This is a genomic window from Aquabacterium sp. A08 (assembly GCF_011742065.1).
The window spans coordinates 1-16914 of sequence record NZ_JAAQQT010000574.1; the positions used below are offsets into that span (position 1 = coordinate 1).

At 72.0% G+C, this 16914-nt stretch carries 12 protein-coding genes; 7 read left to right on the forward strand and 5 right to left on the reverse strand.

The features are described from left to right. The 4 genes from HA630_RS06820 to HA630_RS06835 form a co-directional block, all read right to left on the reverse strand. Positions 1–515, reverse strand: a 515-nt coding sequence (locus tag HA630_RS06820) for a non-canonical purine NTP pyrophosphatase (protein ID WP_166833561.1), incomplete at its 3' end; no start/stop codon positions are given. A gap of 10 nt (positions 516–525) precedes the next feature. Further along, the gene (gene rph / locus HA630_RS06825) at positions 526–1257 is read right to left on the reverse strand and encodes a ribonuclease PH (RefSeq protein WP_166833563.1); all 732 of its coding nucleotides are present in this window, start codon (positions 1255–1257) and stop codon (positions 526–528) included. A 74-nt stretch (positions 1258–1331) separates the two neighbouring features. Beyond that, entirely contained in the window at positions 1332–2267 is a 936-nt protein-coding gene (locus HA630_RS06830; RefSeq protein WP_166833564.1) for a PP2C family serine/threonine-protein phosphatase, read from the reverse strand. After that, positions 2264–3274, reverse strand: coding sequence for a serine/threonine-protein kinase (locus tag HA630_RS06835; RefSeq protein WP_166833566.1), 1011 nt, complete (start codon positions 3272–3274; stop codon positions 2264–2266). The genes HA630_RS06830 and HA630_RS06835 overlap by 4 nt, the downstream gene beginning before the upstream one ends. Positions 3275–3323: 49 nt before the next feature. Here HA630_RS06835 and HA630_RS06840 point away from each other — a divergent pair, with 49 nt between their 5' ends. The 4 genes from HA630_RS06840 (at position 3324) to HA630_RS06855 (ending at position 7471) form a co-directional block, all read left to right on the forward strand. Continuing rightward, positions 3324–4232 carry a YicC/YloC family endoribonuclease gene (locus tag HA630_RS06840; protein ID WP_166833568.1) on the forward strand — a complete coding sequence of 303 codons (909 nt, stop codon included), beginning with the start codon at positions 3324–3326 and terminating at the stop codon, positions 4230–4232. A 2-nt stretch (positions 4233–4234) separates the two neighbouring features. Further along, positions 4235–4867: a guanylate kinase gene (gmk, locus tag HA630_RS06845; RefSeq protein WP_166833570.1), complete on the forward strand. Its 633-nt coding sequence runs from the start codon at positions 4235–4237 to the stop codon at positions 4865–4867. Between the two features lie 22 nt (positions 4868–4889). After that, positions 4890–5093, forward strand: coding sequence for a DNA-directed RNA polymerase subunit omega (gene rpoZ / locus HA630_RS06850; RefSeq protein ID WP_166833571.1), 204 nt, complete (start codon positions 4890–4892; stop codon positions 5091–5093). Positions 5094–5230: 137 nt separating this feature from the next. Beyond that, positions 5231–7471 carry a bifunctional (p)ppGpp synthetase/guanosine-3',5'-bis(diphosphate) 3'-pyrophosphohydrolase gene (locus HA630_RS06855; protein ID WP_243855378.1) on the forward strand — a complete coding sequence of 747 codons (2241 nt, stop codon included), beginning with the start codon at positions 5231–5233 and terminating at the stop codon, positions 7469–7471. Positions 7472–7487: 16 nt separating this feature from the next. On the opposite strand, the gene greB is transcribed toward HA630_RS06855, so the two are convergent. Further along, positions 7488–8045: a transcription elongation factor GreB gene (gene greB / locus HA630_RS06860; protein ID WP_166833575.1), complete on the reverse strand. Its 558-nt coding sequence runs from the start codon at positions 8043–8045 to the stop codon at positions 7488–7490. Between the two features lie 55 nt (positions 8046–8100). Between greB and HA630_RS06865 the strand changes: the two genes are divergently transcribed. The 3 genes from HA630_RS06865 to recB all read left to right on the forward strand — a co-directional run. Continuing rightward, a complete protein-coding gene (locus HA630_RS06865) occupies positions 8101–9966 on the forward strand; it encodes a gamma-glutamyltransferase family protein (protein ID WP_166833577.1) in 1866 nt (621 codons plus the stop codon). Between the two features lie 66 nt (positions 9967–10032). After that, the gene (recC, locus tag HA630_RS06870; RefSeq protein ID WP_208299996.1) at positions 10033–13641 is read left to right on the forward strand and encodes an exodeoxyribonuclease V subunit gamma; all 3609 of its coding nucleotides are present in this window, start codon (positions 10033–10035) and stop codon (positions 13639–13641) included. Beyond that, positions 13638–16914 (forward strand): exodeoxyribonuclease V subunit beta (recB, locus tag HA630_RS06875; RefSeq protein WP_166833579.1); only part of this gene is annotated, 3277 nt, incomplete at its 3' end. The genes recC and recB, both read left to right, overlap by 4 nt.

Sequence of the window (16914 nt, forward strand, 5' to 3'; positions counted from 1 at the left end):
AAGGTCTGGCCGAACTCGGGGAGCCACATGATGGGATCGAAACCAAAGCCGTTGCTGCCCACCGGCTCGGGCGCGATCAGGCCGGCCACGCGGCCAGTGGCGATGAGCGGTTCCGGGTCGGTCGGGCTGCGCACCGCCACCAGGGTGCTGACCATGGCGGCGCGGCGGTTGGGCTGGCCTTGCAGCTGTTCCAGCAAGGCGCGCACGTTGTTGGCGTCGCTTTTGTTGTAGCCGAACTGGGTGCAGTAGTGGGCGGTGTCCACGCCGGGCAGGCCGCCAAAGGCGTCCACGCACAGGCCGGCGTCGTCGGCCAGGGCGGGCAGACCGCTGTGCGCGCTGGCGTGGCGGGCCTTGGCCAGGGCGTTCTCCACAAAGGTGCAGTGCGGCTCGGCCGCCTCGGGGATGCCCAGGTCGCCCTGCCGGACCAGTGCCACGCCCAGCGGCGCGAACATGGCCTGCAGCTCGGCCAATTTGCCGGCGTTGTTGCTGGCCAGCACCAGTGGTTTGCCCGTCATGCCACGTCCCTCACGCCACGTCCGCGCCGGCCAGGGCGGCGCGTTGCAAGCCGATCAGTTCCTGGATGCCTTTTTCGGCCAACAGCAGCAACTGGTTCATTTCTTCCCGGTTGAAGGGCGCGCCTTCGGCGGTGCCCTGCACCTCCACGTAGTGGCCGGCGCCGGTCATGACCACGTTCATGTCGGTGTCGCAGGCGGCGTCCTCCACGTAATCGAGGTCCAGCACCGGCTGGCCCTGGACGATGCCCACCGACACCGCCGCCACCGGGTGCAACACCGGGGTCTGGGCGATCTTGCCTTCGGCCAGCAGGCGGTGCACCGCGTCCTGCGCGGCCACGAAGGCCCCGGTGATGGCGGCGGTGCGGGTGCCGCCGTCGGCCTGCAGCACGTCGCAGTCCAGCGTGAGGGTGCGTTCGCCCAGCAGCTTCAGGTCGAACACCGCGCGCAGGGAACGGCCGATCAGGCGCTGGATTTCCTGGGTGCGGCCGGTCTGCTTGCCCTTGGCGGCCTCGCGGCCGCTGCGGGTGTGGGTGGCACGCGGCAGCATGCCGTATTCGGCCGTCACCCAGCCCTGGCCCGTGCCTTTCTGGTGCGGCGGCACGCGCTCTTCCACGCTGGCGGTACACAGCACCCGGGTGTCGCCGAATTCGATCAGGACCGAACCTTCGGCGTGCTTGGTGAAGCCGCGGGTGATGCGCACCGGGCGCAGGGCGTGGGCGGGGCGGCCGTCGTGGCGGGGCATGGGGGAGGCAACAGGGTCGGTCATTGGGGCTTCGGGTCAAGGGTGCGGCGCAGGGCCGCGCGGGGGTTCAGACATCAGAGGGACTTGCGCAGGGCGGTGCGGCGGATCGCGTCGTTGATTTCGGCGATGGTGCGTTCGATCGCCTCGTCGTCGAAGGCGTCGTCCGGGCCGGCGGTGGCATCGGTGGCATGGGCCGCGCCGGGCGCCAGCGCCTCGGCGTCGGACGACACGGCGTCCTCGGCACCCAGCGCGTCGGGGTGGATCACTTCGGTGGCGGCGAAGGCCTCGTCGGCCTCCCACTCCAGCGCCAGCAGCGAGACGTTGTCGCCGTGCCGGCCGCCCTTGCGCAGGGCCTCGTCGGCCAGTTGCGACACCGCGTCTTTCAGCGGCAGGCCGTGCAGGCCGGCGGCCACGTCGGGGTCGGCCACGACCGACCACAGACCGTCGGAGCACAGCAGCAGGCGGTCGCCGTCGTGCAGGGCCTGGGGCCCGAGCACGTCGTACAGCGGCGGGCTGTCGGAGCCCAGGCAGGTGAACAGCACGCTGCGGTTGAGGCCCGGCGGCAGGTTGCGAAACAGCTCGGGCTTGTCGTGGTAAGTGTGGTCGCGGGTGCGGGCCAGCAGCCGGCCCTGGCGCACCCAGTACAGGCGCGAGTCGCCGGAATGCAGCGCGGTGAGCTGGCCGTCCTGCAGCACGGCGGCCACGGCGGTGGTGCGCGGGTTGTCGGGCATGGCCGCGGCACGGGCGTAGTCGGCGATCGCCTGGCTGGCGGCCAGCACGGTGGCCTCCAGAAAGGCGCGCGGGTCGGCCAGGGTGGGCTGGGCCTGGGCGCGAAAGGCCCGGGTGAAGGCCTGCACCGCGATCTCGGCGGCCTTTTCGCCCTCGGGGTGGCCACCCATGCCGTCGGCCAGCACCAGCAGCACCGCGCCGCGGGTGTAGGTGTAGCCCAGCCGGTCCTCGTTCAGCGGCCGGCCGCCCTGGCGGCTGACCTGGTAGACGGAGAACTTCATGGGTCCATGAAGCTGGAACGCTCGGACGGGCGCGCCGGGGCCGGCGCGGCGCCGCCGATCAACCCACCCAGGCGCCAACGCACCTTGTCCACCAGCCCGGGCTGCGTGAACTGGGGCTCGTCCTCGCGGTTGAGCTCTTTTTGCAGGGCGAACACCGACTGCGGGCGCGACAGCGGGTCGGTGGCCATGCACCACTGCACCACCTCGATCAGGTTGTCGGAATACACCCCGCGCAGCCGCGCCAGGGACGAGGCCAGCCGGTCCTTTTCGAGGCGCTGGGGCGCGTCGTGCGGCGGGTAGCCCTGCATGCAGGAATACATGCAGGCGCCCACCGCGTAAATGTCGGTCCACGGCCCCATGCCGGTGTTGCGCTTGTACATTTCCGGCGCGGCAAAACCGGGGGTGTACATCGGGCGCACAAAATTGCCCTCGGTGTTGAGCACCTCGCGCGCCGCGCCAAAGTCGATCAACACCGCCTTGTTCTCGTCGGTGATGAAGATGTTGGCCGGCTTGATGTCGAGGTGCAGCATCTTGTGCTGGTGCACGATGCGCAGGCCGCGCAGCACCTCGTCGAACAGCGAACGGATGGTGGCCTCGCGCATGACCTTTTTTTTCTTCAGGCCGCGCGCGGTGACGATGAACTCCTGCAGGCTGGCGCCTTCGAGGTAGTTCATGACCATGTAAACGGTTTCGTTTTCGCGGAAGAAGTTGAGCACGCTCACCACCGACGGGTGGGAGATCTGCGCCAGTGCCCGGCCTTCCTCGAAGAAACTCTTGAGCCCCAAGCGGTAGAGCGACAGTTTTTCGGGCGGCACCACCGGCAGCAGCTCACCCGGTGCCCGCACCGCCAGCGCCGAGGGCAGGTATTCCTTGAGCGCCACCGGCTGGCCGCTGCTGTCCAGCGCCAGGTAGACCAGCCCGAAACCGCCGGCCGCCAGCTGGCGCACGATGCGGTAACCCCCGATCAGCGTGTCTGGTGGCAGGGGAGCGGGCTTGGTCTTTGACATAATCAGAGGATCTGCAACCCCAACAACGTTGCACACACAGAGAGTTTGAATGCCAGTTTACAGCATGACCGGCTATGCCAACGGGCACAGCCACCCCCCCGCCGGCGGCGAACCGAGCCCCCCGGCCGGGCCCATGCTGGGCATGGAAATCCGTTCGGTCAACAGCCGCTTCCTCGACCTGTCCTTTCGCCTGTCCGACGAACTGCGCCCGGGCGAACCGGCGCTGCGCGAACTGCTGACCGCCCGCATGAAGCGCGGCAAGGTGGAGGTGCGCGCCTGGATCGAAGGCCGCCAGGACGGCGGGCTGCGCGCGCCCAGCGTGGCCGAACTGCAAAAGCTGCTGGCCCTGCAGGACCAGGTGCGCGACTGGCTGCCCAGCGCCCGCGAACTGAGCGTGGCCGAGGTGCTGGGCACCCTGTCGCGCAGCGCCCCCGCGCCCACCGGCCTGGGCGACGCCCTGCTGGCCCTGGCCCAGGTGCAGGTGGGCGAATTCACCGCCTCGCGCGAACGCGAAGGCGCGCGTCTGGCGGCCATGCTGCTGGGCCACCTGGCGCAGCTGCGCGCCCTGGCCAGCCAGGCCCAGCCGCTGGTGCCGCAGCTGGTGGAACTGCAACGCCAGCGCTTTCTGGAACGCTGGAACGACGCCCTGGGCGCGGCCCAGAGCGACGCCGCCGCCAGCGCCGCCCAGGAACGCGCCCTGTCCGAGGCCACCGCCTACGCCATCCGCATCGACGTGGCCGAGGAACTGACCCGTCTGCAGTCGCACCTGGACGAGATCGAACGCCTGCTGCACAAAGGCGGCGAAGTCGGCAAGCGCCTGGACTTCTTTATTCAGGAACTGCACCGCGAGGCCAACACCCTGGGCAGCAAATCCTCCAGCCTGGAACTCACCCGCATCTCGGTGGACATGAAAGTGCTGATCGAGCAGATGCGCGAGCAGGTGCAAAACCTGGAATGAATATGGATTACCCCGGAAACCTCTACGTCGTGGCCGCGCCCAGCGGCACCGGCAAGTCCAGCCTGGTCAAGGCGCTGCTGGAAGTGGACGCGCGCATGGAGCTGTCGGTGTCGCACACCACGCGCGCGCCGCGCGGCCAGGAAATGCACGGCCGCGAGTACTACTTCGTCAGCAACGAAGAGTTCGACCGCATGGTGGCGCACAACGCCTTCGTCGAGTGGGCCCATGTGCACAGCAACCGCTACGGCACCTCGCGCAAGGCGATCGAGGACAAAATCGCCGCCGGCGCCGACATCGTGCTGGAGATCGACTACCAGGGCGCCATCCAGATCAAAGAGCAGTTCCCCAACGCGGTGCTGATCTTCATCCTGCCGCCAAGTTGGCCCGAGCTGCGCGCCCGCCTGATGCGCCGCGCCGAGGACAGCGAGGAGGTGATCGAACTGCGCATGCGCAACGCCGCCGAGGAGGTGGCCCACGTCGACCGCTTCGACTTCGTTATAATCAATGAAATGTTTGAGCGTGCTCTGTTCGACCTGAAAGCGATTGCGCACGCCCAGCGACTCAAGGTGGCCGCCCAGCGCCGCGCCCGCGCCGAAACTTTTCGCGCACTTCACATCCCGTCATCCACGAGCTGAACGCTCAGTCTGGAGCCCCGACATGGCACGCATCACCGTCGAAGATTGCCTGGAAAAGATCCCCAACCGTTTCCAGCTCGTGCTGGCCGCGACCTACCGCGCCCGCATGCTGAACCAGGGCCACACCCCCAAGATCGAGACCCGCAACAAGCCGGTCGTGACCGCGCTGCGCGAAATCGCCGACGGCAAGGTCGGCCTGGAAATGTTGAAAAAAGTGCCGGTCTGAGGCCAACGCCCTGCCGCACCGAAAGCACCGCCGCCGCGGTGCTTTTTGTTTTTATCGCGCCCATTGCGCCGTTTGCCGACCCCATGCCCGCAAACGGTGCCGAGTCCGGCTAAAGTAAAGGGATGCGCCAAGATGTGATGCCCGCCCCTGCGATGAGCCATTCCCCGGCCGCGGCCAGTGCCGCCGCCGCGAGCTTCGCGGCGCTGGAGGCACGGCTGGACTACCTGAGCGCGGCCGAGGTGGAACAGGTGCGCCAGGCCTACCGCTTTGCCGACGCCGCCCACCTGGGCCAGATGCGCAAGAACGGCGACCCCTACATCACCCACCCGATCGCGGTGGCGCAGCAGTGCACCGAATGGAAGCTGGACGCCCAGGCCCTGTGCGCCGCCCTGATGCACGACGTGCTGGAGGACTGCGGCGTGTCCAAACAGGACATGGCCGAGCGTTTCGGCACCCCCGTGGCCGAGCTGGTGGACGGCCTGACCAAGCTGGACAAGCTGGAATTCGACAGCCGCGAACAGAACCAGGCCGAGTCCTTCCGCAAGATGCTGCTGGCCATGGCGCGCGACGTGCGCGTCATCCTCATCAAGCTGGCCGACCGCACCCACAACATGCGCACCATGGGCGACATGCCGCGCAGCAAGTGGGCCCGCATCAGCAGCGAAACGCTGGAAATCTACGCGCCGATTGCCCACCGCCTGGGCCTGAACAACAACTACCGCGAACTGCAGGACCTGGCCTTCAAGCACCTGCACCCCTGGCGCTACCAGGCGCTGGACAAGGCCCTGAACAAGTCGCGCAGCCGCCGCAAAGACCTGATCGCGCGGGTGCAGGGCGAGGTGGAAAACGCCTTCCTGAAGCTGGGGATGGACGTGCGCATCGTGGGGCGCGAGAAAACGCTCTACTCCGTCTACCGCAAGATGGACCTCAAGCACCTGTCCTTCGCGCAGGTGACCGACATCTACGGCTTTCGCATCGTGCTGCCCGAGCTGTTGGACTGCTACACCGCGCTGGGCACGCTGCACCAGCTCTACAAGCCGCTGCCGGGCAAGTTCCGCGACTACATCGCCATCCCCAAGATGAACGGCTACCAGTCGCTGCACACCACGCTGGTGGGGCCGTTCGGCACCAACATCGAGTTCCAGCTGCGCACGCCCACCATGGACGTGGTGGCCGAGTCCGGCGTGGCGGCGCACTGGCTGTACAAGGCGAGCGAGCCGGACAGCCCGGCGTCGCAGGACCTCAACACCCAGTGGCTGCAGTCACTGCTGGACATCCAGCAGGAAACGCACGACGCGGCCGAGTTCTGGGACCACGTCAAGATCGACCTGTTCCCCGATTCGGTCTATGTGTTCACGCCCAAGAGCCGCATCATGGCCATGCCGCGCGGCGCCACGGTGGTGGACTTTGCTTACGCCATCCACAGCGACGTGGGCAGCCGCGCCATCGGCGCCAAGGTCAACGGCGAACAGGCCGCGCTGCGCACCGAGCTGAACAACGGCGATGTGGTGGAGATCGTCACCTCGCCGCACGCCACGCCCAACCCGAGCTGGCTGGGCTTTGTGAAAACCGGGCGGGCGCGCTCCAAGATCCGCCACCACCTGAAAACCCTGGCCCAGGAAGAATCGATGACGCTGGGCGAGCGGCTGCTGCTGCAGGCGCTGCGCGCCGAAGGCATTGCCGCATTGCCCACCGACGGCCCCGAGCACCAGGCGGTGTGGGACAAGCTGCTGCGCTTCACCGGCAACAAGCTGCGCGCGGAGCTGCTGACCGACATCGGCCTGGGCAAGCGCATCGCCAGCATGGTGGGCAAGAAGCTGGCGGCGCTGCTGGCCGAATCGGGCGAAAAGCCCGACCTGCTGCTGATCAGCCAGGAGCGCTACGGCGCCGCGCACGACGACCGGCCCAGCCAGGGCGTGGTGACGCTGGACGGCAGCGAGGGCGCCTCGGTGCAGTACGCCAGCTGTTGCCGGCCGGTGCCGGGCGACGGCATTGTGGGCTACCTGGGCCGCGGCGAAGGCCTGGTGGTGCACACCGACGACTGCCCGGTGGGGCGCAAGCTGCTGCACCGCGACAGCGAGCGCTTCCTGGAGGTGGAGTGGGCCGAGGAGCCGGTGCGGCTGTTCGAGTCCACCGTGGTGGTGACGGTGGTCAACGGCAAGGGAGTGCTGGCCAAGGTGGCGGCGGCGCTGGCCGCGGCGGAGGCCGACATCACCCATATCCACATGGGCGAGGACGCGGCGCAAAGCGCCATCGACCTGCGCTTCACCGTGGCGGTGCGCGACCGGGTGCACCTGGCCCAGGTGCTGCGCCAACTCAAGCGGACGCCGTCGGTGGTGCGTGCCGCGCGGGTGCGGCCGGCGCGCGAAGGCCTTTGAAGCGCCCCCGGGGGCGTCAGCGCGCCGGGGCCGGGTAGCGCACGTCCAGCACCTCCAGCGTGTCCCAACCGGCGGGGGTGCGCAGCCGCACCTCGTCGCCCACCCGGGCTTTCAACAGGGCCTGCGCCACCGGCGCCACCCAGCTGACCTGGCCCTGGGCGCTGTCGGCCTCGTCGATGCCGAGGATGGTGACGGTGTTTTCGGCACCGTCCTCGCGCGCGTAGGTGACGGTGGCGCCAAAAAACACCTGGTCCGCGCCGTGGTGCAGGGAGGGGTCGACCACCACCGCGATGTCCAGCCGCCGGGTGAGGAAGCGGATGCGGCGGTCGATCTCGCGCAAACGCTTTTTGCCGTAGAGGTAGTCGCCGTTTTCGGAGCGGTCGCCATTGCTGGCGGCCCAGTGCACGATCTCGACCACGCGCGGGCGCTCTTCGTCCAGCAGGTGCAGCAGTTCAGCGCGCAGGCGGTCGTGGCCGGCCTGGGTCATGTAATTCTTGCCGCCCGCGGGCAGCGCCGGGCCGTCGGGCAGGTCGTCGTCTTCCGCGTCGGTTTCTTTGGTGAAGGCCTTGCTCATGGGGTCGGAAAAAAGGGGGCCGCAAAGGGGTGAACGTGGTACCGTCACCGCTGTGATGCGATTGTCCAACATCCCCCGAGGGGTCCCGCCCGGCGGTGCCGCTGCGCTGCCCACGACCCACCGCCCGCAACCGCGGGCACCCGAACGCGTGGGACGGGCCCTGTGGCTGCTGTGTGGCAGCCTGGGCCTGGCCGCCTGCGGCACGGCGCCGTTGGCCCCGAGCGGCCCGCCCCAGCCGGAGGCGGCGTCGGGCTGGGTGGCCAAACCCGGCTGGACGGCCCAGCGCCACGCCGTGGCGGCGGCCCACCCCCTGGCGGCAGAGGCCGGGCGGGCGGTGCTGCGCGACGGCGGCAACGCGCTGGACGCGGCGGTGGCGGTGCAACTGGTGCTGGGGGTGGTGGAGCCGCAGTCCAGCGGCGTGGGCGGCGGCGCGTTTCTGCTGCATTTCGACGGTCAGGCCGTGCGCGCCTACGACGGCCGCGAAACCGCCCCCGCCGCCGCCAGCGAGGACCTGTTCCTGGGCCCGGACGGCCAACCCCTGCCCTTTGACGACGCGGTGGTGGGCGGCCTGTCGGTCGGCGTGCCCGGGGCCGTGGCCATGCTGGAAGCGGCCCACCGCCGGCACGGCCGCCTGCCCTGGGCGCGGCTGGTGGCGCCGGCCGTGGCGCTGGCGCAAGACGGCTTTGCCGTCACGCCGCGCCTGCACACCCTGCTGGCGCAAGACCCGCACCTGCGGCGCGACCCGGACGCCGCCCGCCACTTTTACGGCGCCCAGGGCCGGCCCTGGCCGGTGGGGCACCGCCTGCGCAACCCGGCGCTGGCCGACACCCTGCGCCGCATCGCCACCGAGGGCGCGGCCGGTCTGATGCGCGGCCCGGTGGCGCAGGCCATGGTGGACAAGGTGCGCCAACACCCGCTGCGCCCGGGCCACTTGAGTCTGGACGACCTGCGCCACTACCGACCGCGCGAGCGCAAAGCGCTGTGCCACCCGCTGGAGACACCCACCCGGCGCTACCGGGTCTGCGGCTTCCCGCCACCCGGCTCCGGGGCCCTGGCGGTGGGGCAGATCCTGGGCACGCTGGCCCAGTGGCCACCCGAGCCCGCCAACCCCGGGACCGAGCCTTCGGTGGACTGGCTGCACCGCTACACCGAAGCCAGTCGGCTGGCCTTTGCCGACCGCGCCCAGCACGTGGCCGACCCCGACTTCGTGCCCGCCCCCGGCGGCGACTGGGCCCGACTGCTGGACCCGGCCTACCTGCAAGCCCGCGCGCGGCTGATCGGCGAGCAGGCTCTGCCCCAGGCCCCAGCTGGCCAGCCCGCCGGCACGCCCCTGGCCTGGGCACCCATGGCCGAACAACCCGAGCGCGGCACCAGCCACGTCAGCATCGTGGACGCGCAAGGCCACGCCGTGGCGCTGACCACCACCATTGAAAGCGCCTTTGGCGCCCGGCAGATGGTGGGCGGCTTTCTGCTGAACAACCAGCTGACCGACTTCAGCTTTCGCCCGCGCGACGCCCAGGGCCGGCCGGTGGCCAACCGGGTCGAGCCGGGCAAGCGACCGCGTTCGTCCATGGCGCCGACGCTGGTGTTCGACGCCGACACCGACCGCCTGGTCATGACCACCGGCAGCCCGGGCGGCGCCTTCATCATCCACTACACCGCCAAGGTGCTGCATGGCGTGCTGCAGCAGGGACTGGACGCGCAGCGCGCCATCGACGCGCCCAACCACGGCCACACCGGCGGGCCGCTGTGGCTGGAGGCCGGGCGCTTTGCCCCCGCCACCGCGCAGGCCCTGCGTGCGCGCGGCCACACCGTGCGCGAACAGCCGCTGACCAGCGGCCTGCAGGCGCTGCAGGTGGTGCCGGGCGGCCTGTTCGGCGGCGCCGACCCGCGCCGCGAAGGCGTGGTGGCCGGCGACTGAGCCCCAACGCAGGCGAGCACGCCCGCTGCGCCGAAAGCGGGCCGCAACTTCGCTACCATCGGCCGGATGAACGCGCCACGCCCCGGGGAGCCCACCGTCCACGACCTGCCACCCGGCCTGATGGTGGTGCACGGCAACCACGCCGAGGCACTGCGCGACCTGGCCGTCGGCTGGCTGCAGCGCTACCCGCTGGCGCCGCTGGAAAACGAAACCCTGCTGGTGCAGAGCAACGGCATCGCCCAGTGGCTCAAGCTGTCGCTGGCCGAAACGCCCGAGCGCGGCGGCGCCGGCATTGCCGCGGCGCTGCAGTTCCACCTGCCCTCGCAATTTTTGTGGCAGGCCTACCGTGCGGTGCTGGGGCCAGAGCGGGTGCCCGAGACCTCGCCCTTCGACAAGCCACGCCTGGTCTGGCGCCTGATGCGCCTGCTGCCCACCCTGCTGGACCAGACCGCCTACGCGCCGCTGCAGCGCTTCCTGGCCGACGACGCCGACCGGCGCAAACGCTTCCAGCTGGCCGAACGCCTGGCCGACCTGTTCGACCAGTACCAGGTCTACCGCGCCGACTGGCTGCAGGCCTGGGGCGACGGGCAGGACGTGCTGATCGACGCGCGCGGCGGCGCCGTGCCGCTGGAGGCCGACCAGCGCTGGCAGGCCGCGCTGTGGCGCGCGCTGCAGGCCGATGTGCAGACCGACGCCAACGCCCCCCGCCCCGGCCGGGCCGCGGTGCACGCGGCGTTTCTGGCCCGCGCCCGCGACTGGAACGGCCCCGAGCGGCCGGCCGGGCTGCCGCGGCGCCTGGTGGTGTTCGGCATTTCCAGCCTGCCGCGCCAGTCGCTGGAGGTGCTGGCCGTGCTGGCGCGCTGGTGCCAGGTGCTGATGTGCGTGCACAACCCCTGCGAACACCACTGGGCCGACACCGTGTCCGACCACGAACTGCTGCGCGCCGCCGAACGCCACGGCACCCGCCAGGCGCGGCGCCACAGCATGCCCGCGCGGCTGGCACCCGAGCAGTTGCACCGGCACGCCCACCCGCTGCTGGCGGCCTGGGGCAAGCAGGGGCGCGACTTCATCGGCCTGCTCAACGAACACGACCGGCCCGAGGCCCTGGCCCACTACCGCCAGCACTTCCAGGCCATCGGCCACAGCACCGAACTGTTCATCGCACCCCCCCCCGACACCCTGTTGCGCCAGCTGCAGGACGACATCCGCGACCTGCGTCCGCTGCACGAAACCCGCGCGCGCTGGCCGGCGGTGGACCCGGCGCAGGACGCCTCGGTGCGCTTCCACCGGGCCCACAGCCCGCAGCGCGAGGTGGAGGTGCTGCACGACCAGCTGCTGGCCGCCTTCCAGGCCGACCCCACGCTGACCCCGCGCGACGTGATCGTGATGGTGCCCGACGTGCAGGCCTACGCCCCGCACATCCAGGCGGTGTTCGGGCTGCGGCCGGCGAGTGACCCGCGCCACATCCCCTACACCGTGGCCGACCAGGGCGCCAGCGCCACCGACCCGCTGCTGCACGCCCTGCGCCTACTGCTGCGCCTGCCCCAGGCCCGGCTCAGTGCCAGCGAGCTGATGGACCTGCTGGACGTGCCCGCGGTGGCGCGGCGCTTCGGCATCGCCCCGGCCGACCGCGCGCTGCTGCAGCGCTGGGTGCGCGGCGCCAACGTGCGCTGGGGCCTGCACGCCGCCCACCGCGCCAGCCTGGACCTGCCCGCCGACGCCCAGGCCGCCGCCCCGCACACCTGGCTGTTCGGCCTGCGCCGCATGCTGCTGGGCTACGCCGTGGGCGCCGGTGCCGAGGCCTGGCAGGGCACCGACCCCTACGGCGAAATCGGCGGGCTCGACGCCGCCCTGCTCGGCCCCCTGGTGCAGCTGCTGGAACGCCTGGCCAGCACCTGGGACGCGCTGCGCCAGCCGGCCCCGGTGGCCGAGTGGTGCACCCGTTTCCGCCAGGTGCTGCACGACTTTTTCGACGCCAGCCCCGGCCGCGACGAGCCCGCCGACCCGCGCGACCCCCTCACCCTGCTGCAGTTGGCACAGGCGCTGGACGCCTGGCAGGCCGTCTGCACCGAAGCCCGGCTGGACGAGGCCCTGCCGCTGGCCGTGGCCGCCGAACACTGGCTGACCGCGCTGGACGCGCCCCGGCTGTCGCAGCGCTTCTTTGGCGGCGCCGTCACCTTCGCCACGCTGATGCCGATGCGCGCCATCCCCTTCCGCCACGTCTGCCTGCTGGGCATGAACGACGGCGCCTACCCGCGCAACCGGGCGCCGCTGGACTTCGACCTGATGGGCCGCCAGTACCGCCCCGGCGACCGTTCGCGCCGCAGCGACGACCACTACATGCTGCTCGAAGCCCTGCTGTCGGCGCGCGACCGGCTGTATGTGTCGTGGGTGGGGCGCAGCGTCACCGACAACAGCGAACGGGCGCCGTCGGTGCTGGTCAACCAGCTGCGCGAACACCTGGCCACCGGCTGGCGGCTGGCCGATGCGGCGCCCGGCGGGCTGCTCGCCGCCCTGACCACCGAACACCCGCTGCAGCCCTTCAGCCCGCGCTACTTTGGCCCCGCCACCACCGAGCCGCGGGCGCGCTGGTTCACCTACGCCCACGAATGGCGCCGAGGCGCCGCCACGCAGGCAGCGGCCAGCCCCCCCCTGCCCGCCCTGGCCCGCAGCGAGCCGCTGACCGTGGCCGAGCTGGCCAGCTTCCTCAAAGACCCGGTCAAGGCGTTCTTCCGGCGCCGCCTGGGCGCCGACCTGGACCTGCCCGACGCCACCCAGGCCGAACACGAACCGTTCGCCCTGGACGGCCTGGACCGCTGGCGCCTGCACCACGAACTGCTGCAGCACCAGACCCAGGCCCTGCGCCGGGGGGATGACCTGGCCGACGACCTGACCCGCCGGCTCGACGCGCTGGAGCGCCGCGGCGAACTGGCCGCCGGCGGCTTTGGCCAGGCCCAGCGCGCCGAGCTGCAAGCCCCCCTGCCCGAGCTGATGCAGGCCTACCAGACCGCGCTGGCCGACTGGCCCCTGCCCCACCGCGAGACCCTGGACTGGCGCGCCACCGTGGACGGCCAAGCCGTGGCGGTGCTGGACCGGCTGGACGACCTGCGCCGCAACGCCCAGGGCGACCGCGCCCGCGTGGTGCTGGAAACCAGCCATCTGGTGGACGCGCAGGGCCGCTACCGCGCCGACAAACTGGTGGGCCACTGGGTGGTCCATCTGGCCGCCCACCTGGCCGGTGGCCCGCTGACCACCCGGGTGCTGAGCAAGGCCGGCCAGGTGACGCTGGAGCCACTGCCGCCCGAGCAGGCCGAAGCGCACTGGACGGCGCTGCTGCAGGCCTGGCAGACCGGCCTGTGCAGCCCCTTGCCGCTGGCGGTCAAGCCCGCCTTCGAGTGGCTGCGCGCCCTGGGCACCCAGCCCGACGACCCGGCCCGCGCCTGGCTGGCCGCCCAAAAATCCTACGAAGGCGAAGGCGACGGCGGCGAACGCGAGCGCCAGCCCCACCTGCGCCGGGCCTACCCCGACTTCGCCGCCCTGGCCGGGCCACGGGCCAGCGCCGCCGACCCCAGCCCCTTCCGGCACTGGACCGACACCCTGCTGCGGCCGCTGTGGCGGGCCATCCCGGTCAAGCGCGGCAAAAGCGCCCCCCCCGCCCCGGAGGCCGAGGCATGACCCCCACCCCGCTGCAGGTCCGCGACTTCCCGCTGCACGGCAGCCGCCTCATCGAGGCCAGCGCCGGCACCGGCAAGACCTGGACCATCGCCATGCTCTACGTGCGGCTGGTGCTGGGCCCGCGCCCGGGCGACGACCCGGCCGCCTTCGCCCGGCCACTGACCCCGCCCGAAGTGCTGGTCGTCACCTTCACCGAAGCCGCCACCCAGGAACTGCGCGCCCGCGTGCGGCTGCGCCTGGCCCAGGCCGCCCGGGTGTTCCGCGACGACCCGGCCGAACGCGCCACCCTGCGCGACGACCCCGACTTGCAGGCCCTGCTGGCCCTGCGCGCCGACCACCCCGAGGCCGACTGGCCACGCCTGGCCGTGCGGCTGCAGGTGGCCGCCGAATGGATGGACGAGGCCGCCGTCTCCACCATCCACGGCTGGTGCCTGCGCATGCTGCGCGAGCACGCCTTCGACGGCAACAGCCTGTTCCAGCAGACCCTGGAGACCGACCCCGCCGAGCTGCAGGCCGAGGTCGCGCGCGACGCTTGGCGCAGCTTTTACGCGCCGCTGCCCGCGGCGCTGGCGCAGGAGGTGCTGCGCTGGTGGAACGGCCCGGACGCGCTGTTGCGCGCCGTGCGCCCGCTGCTGGAACTGGCCGCCACCGGCGGGCTCGACCCGGCCGACCCGCGCCCGCCGGACGAACTGCTGGCCACGGCGCAGGCGCAGCGCGACGCGGCCCTGGCCGCCCTCAAAGCCCCCTGGCCGGCCTGGACGGCCGAGCTCAAAACCCTGTTCGACGCCGGGGCCGCCGCCAAGCACTTCAACGCCAAGCAGTTCCGCGCCCAGTACTACGACACCTGGCTGGACAAGCTGCGGGCCTGGGCCACCGACCCGCAGGCCCTGGCCGCCCCCGACCTGCTCACCGGCTGGCAGCGCCTGACCCCCGAGGGGCTGACCGGCGTCTGCAAAGACCCCGCCCACGCCGCGCCCGGCGCCCAGCACCCCGCCCTGGCCGCGCTGGCGGACCTGCGCGCGCACCTAGCCCAGCTGCCCTGCGCCCGCGCCGACCTGCTGCGCCACGCCGCGCACTGGATGCACCAGCGCTTCCAGCGCGAACAGGCCGCCCGTGCGCAGATGGGCTTCAACGACCTGCTGCTGCGGCTGGACCAGGCCCTGCACGGCCCCAACGGCGAACGCCTGGCGGCCACCATCCGCCGGCAGTTCCCGGTGGCCCTGATCGACGAATTCCAGGACACCGACCCGCTCCAGTACCGCATCTTCGACCGGGTGTACCGCGTCGCGCAGCCCGAGCCGGACACCGCGCTGGTGCTGATCGGCGACCCGAAACAGGCCATCTACGCCTTCCGCGGCGCCGACATCCACACCTACCTGCGGGCGCGCCAGGCCTGCGCCGACCGGCTCTACACCCTGGGCACCAACTTCCGCTCCACCGCCGCCATGGTGGAAGCGGTCAACCACTGCTTCGCCTCGGCCGAAGCGCGGCCCGAGGGCGCCGGGGCCTTCGGCTTCCGGTCGCCGGGGCGGGACAACCCGGTGCCGTTCACCCCGGCCCAGGCCGCCGGCCGCGCCCAGCAGTGGTACCCCCAGGGCCTGGCGGGCGGCCCCGGCCCGGCGCTGACGCTGTGCCACCTGCCGCTGCCAGCCGGCGGCCAAGCGCTGGGCAAAGACGCCGCGCTGCAACAATTGGCCCAGGTCTGCGCCAGCGCCATGGTGGGCTGGCTGCACGGCGGCCAGGCCGGTTTCGGCGCCCCGGCGGCCGGCGAAACGGCCGGCGAAGCAGCGGCCACCTGGCGCCCCCTGCGCCCGGCCGACATGGCGGTGCTGGTGCACACCCGCAAAGAGGCCGACGCCATCCGCGCCGCGCTGGCCGAGCGTGGGCTGCGCAGCGTTTACCTGTCGGACCGCGAATCGGTTTACGCCACCCCCACCGCGCAGGACCTGCAGCACTGGCTGCACGCCTGCGCCGACCCGGACGACCCACGCCCGCTGCGCGCCGCCCTGGCCACCGCCACCCTGGGCCAGTCCTGGGCGCAGCTCGACGCCTGGCGCCAGGACGAGCTGGCCTGGGAAACGGTGGTGCTGCGCTTTCGCGGCTACCGCGACACCTGGCGCCAGCGCGGCGTGCTGCCCATGGTGCGCGAGCTGCTGCACGACTTCGACGTGCCGGCCCGCCTGCTCGACCCGCAGGCGCCGCCCGGCGGCGAGCGCACCCTGACCGACCTGCTGCACCTGGCCGAGCTGCTGCAGCACGCCAGCGCCGCGCTGGAGGGCGAGCACGCCCTGATCCGCCACCTGGCCGAACAGCGCCAGCTGGCCGCCCAAGGCCGCGGCGGCGACGCCCCCCAGGTGCGGCTGGAGAGCGACGCCGAGCTGGTGCAGGTCGTCACCGTGCACAAGTCCAAAGGGCTGGAATACCCACTGGTGTGCTACCCCTTCGCCTGCCTGCACCGCCCGGTGCAGCCCAGCGACACCCCGCTGCGCTGGCACGACGACGCGGGCCAGCTGCAGCTCACCCTGGACGGCGACCCCGACACCCTGGCCGCCACCGCCGAACGGGCCGACGCCGAACGCCTGGGCGAAGACCTGCGCAAGCTCTACGTCGCCCTGACCCGGGCGCGCTACGCCACCTGGGTCGGCCTGGCGCCGCTGGCCGACCTGCACCGCAGCGCGTTCGGCTGCCTCATGGGCGGCGGCGCCCCGCTGGACCTGCCCAACTGGCCCGCCCCGCTGGTGGACTGGGCCAGCCCGGCAGACCACACCGAGGCGTTGCCCGCGCCCGAACCCAGCACGCAGCGCTGGAACGACCCGCACCCGCCGGCCACCGCTTCCGTCACCCGCACCTGCGCCCCGGTGGCGCCGCAGCGCTGGTGGGTGGCCAGCTACTCGGCCCTGCGCCTGGCCGACACCGCCGGGGCCGCCACCGACGCCGGCCCCGCCGCGCCCAGCGCCCCCGACACCCCGCAGCACGACCAGGTGCAGGAAATGGCGGCCGCGCCCCCCGACACGCCCCCGCCCGGCGCCGAAACCGCCGCGGACGGCCCCCGCGCGCGCCCCGCGCCGCTCAGCCCACACGCCTTCCCGCGCGGGGCCGAGGCCGGCACGTTTTTGCACGACCTGTTGGAGTGGTGTGCCCAGCAAGGCTTTGCCGCCGTGGTCCAGCAACCCGCCCGGCTGCGCGACCAGGTCGCCCGGCGCTGCCAGGCGCGCGGCTGGAGCGGCTGGGTGGACACCGTGACCGACTGGCTGCTGGCCTGCCTGCAGGCCC

What these genes read in the sequence shown, in the direction of transcription:
- rph (WP_166833563.1), bottom strand. Translation starts at nt 1,257, where the DNA reads ATGCCCCGCCACGACGGCCGCCCCGCCCACGCCCTGCGCCCGGTGCGC.
- HA630_RS06830 (WP_166833564.1), bottom strand. Translation starts at nt 2,267, where the DNA reads ATGAAGTTCTCCGTCTACCAGGTCAGCCGCCAGGGCGGCCGGCCGCTG.
- HA630_RS06835 (WP_166833566.1), bottom strand. Translation starts at nt 3,274, where the DNA reads ATGTCAAAGACCAAGCCCGCTCCCCTGCCACCAGACACGCTGATCGGG.
- HA630_RS06840 (WP_166833568.1), top strand. Translation starts at nt 3,324, where the DNA reads ATGCCAGTTTACAGCATGACCGGCTATGCCAACGGGCACAGCCACCCC.
- gmk (WP_166833570.1), top strand. Translation starts at nt 4,235, where the DNA reads ATGGATTACCCCGGAAACCTCTACGTCGTGGCCGCGCCCAGCGGCACC.
- rpoZ (WP_166833571.1), top strand. Translation starts at nt 4,890, where the DNA reads ATGGCACGCATCACCGTCGAAGATTGCCTGGAAAAGATCCCCAACCGT.
- HA630_RS06855 (WP_243855378.1), top strand. Translation starts at nt 5,231, where the DNA reads ATGCCCGCCCCTGCGATGAGCCATTCCCCGGCCGCGGCCAGTGCCGCC.
- greB (WP_166833575.1), bottom strand. Translation starts at nt 8,045, where the DNA reads ATGAGCAAGGCCTTCACCAAAGAAACCGACGCGGAAGACGACGACCTG.
- HA630_RS06865 (WP_166833577.1), top strand. Translation starts at nt 8,101, where the DNA reads ATGCGATTGTCCAACATCCCCCGAGGGGTCCCGCCCGGCGGTGCCGCT.
- recC (WP_208299996.1), top strand. Translation starts at nt 10,033, where the DNA reads ATGAACGCGCCACGCCCCGGGGAGCCCACCGTCCACGACCTGCCACCC.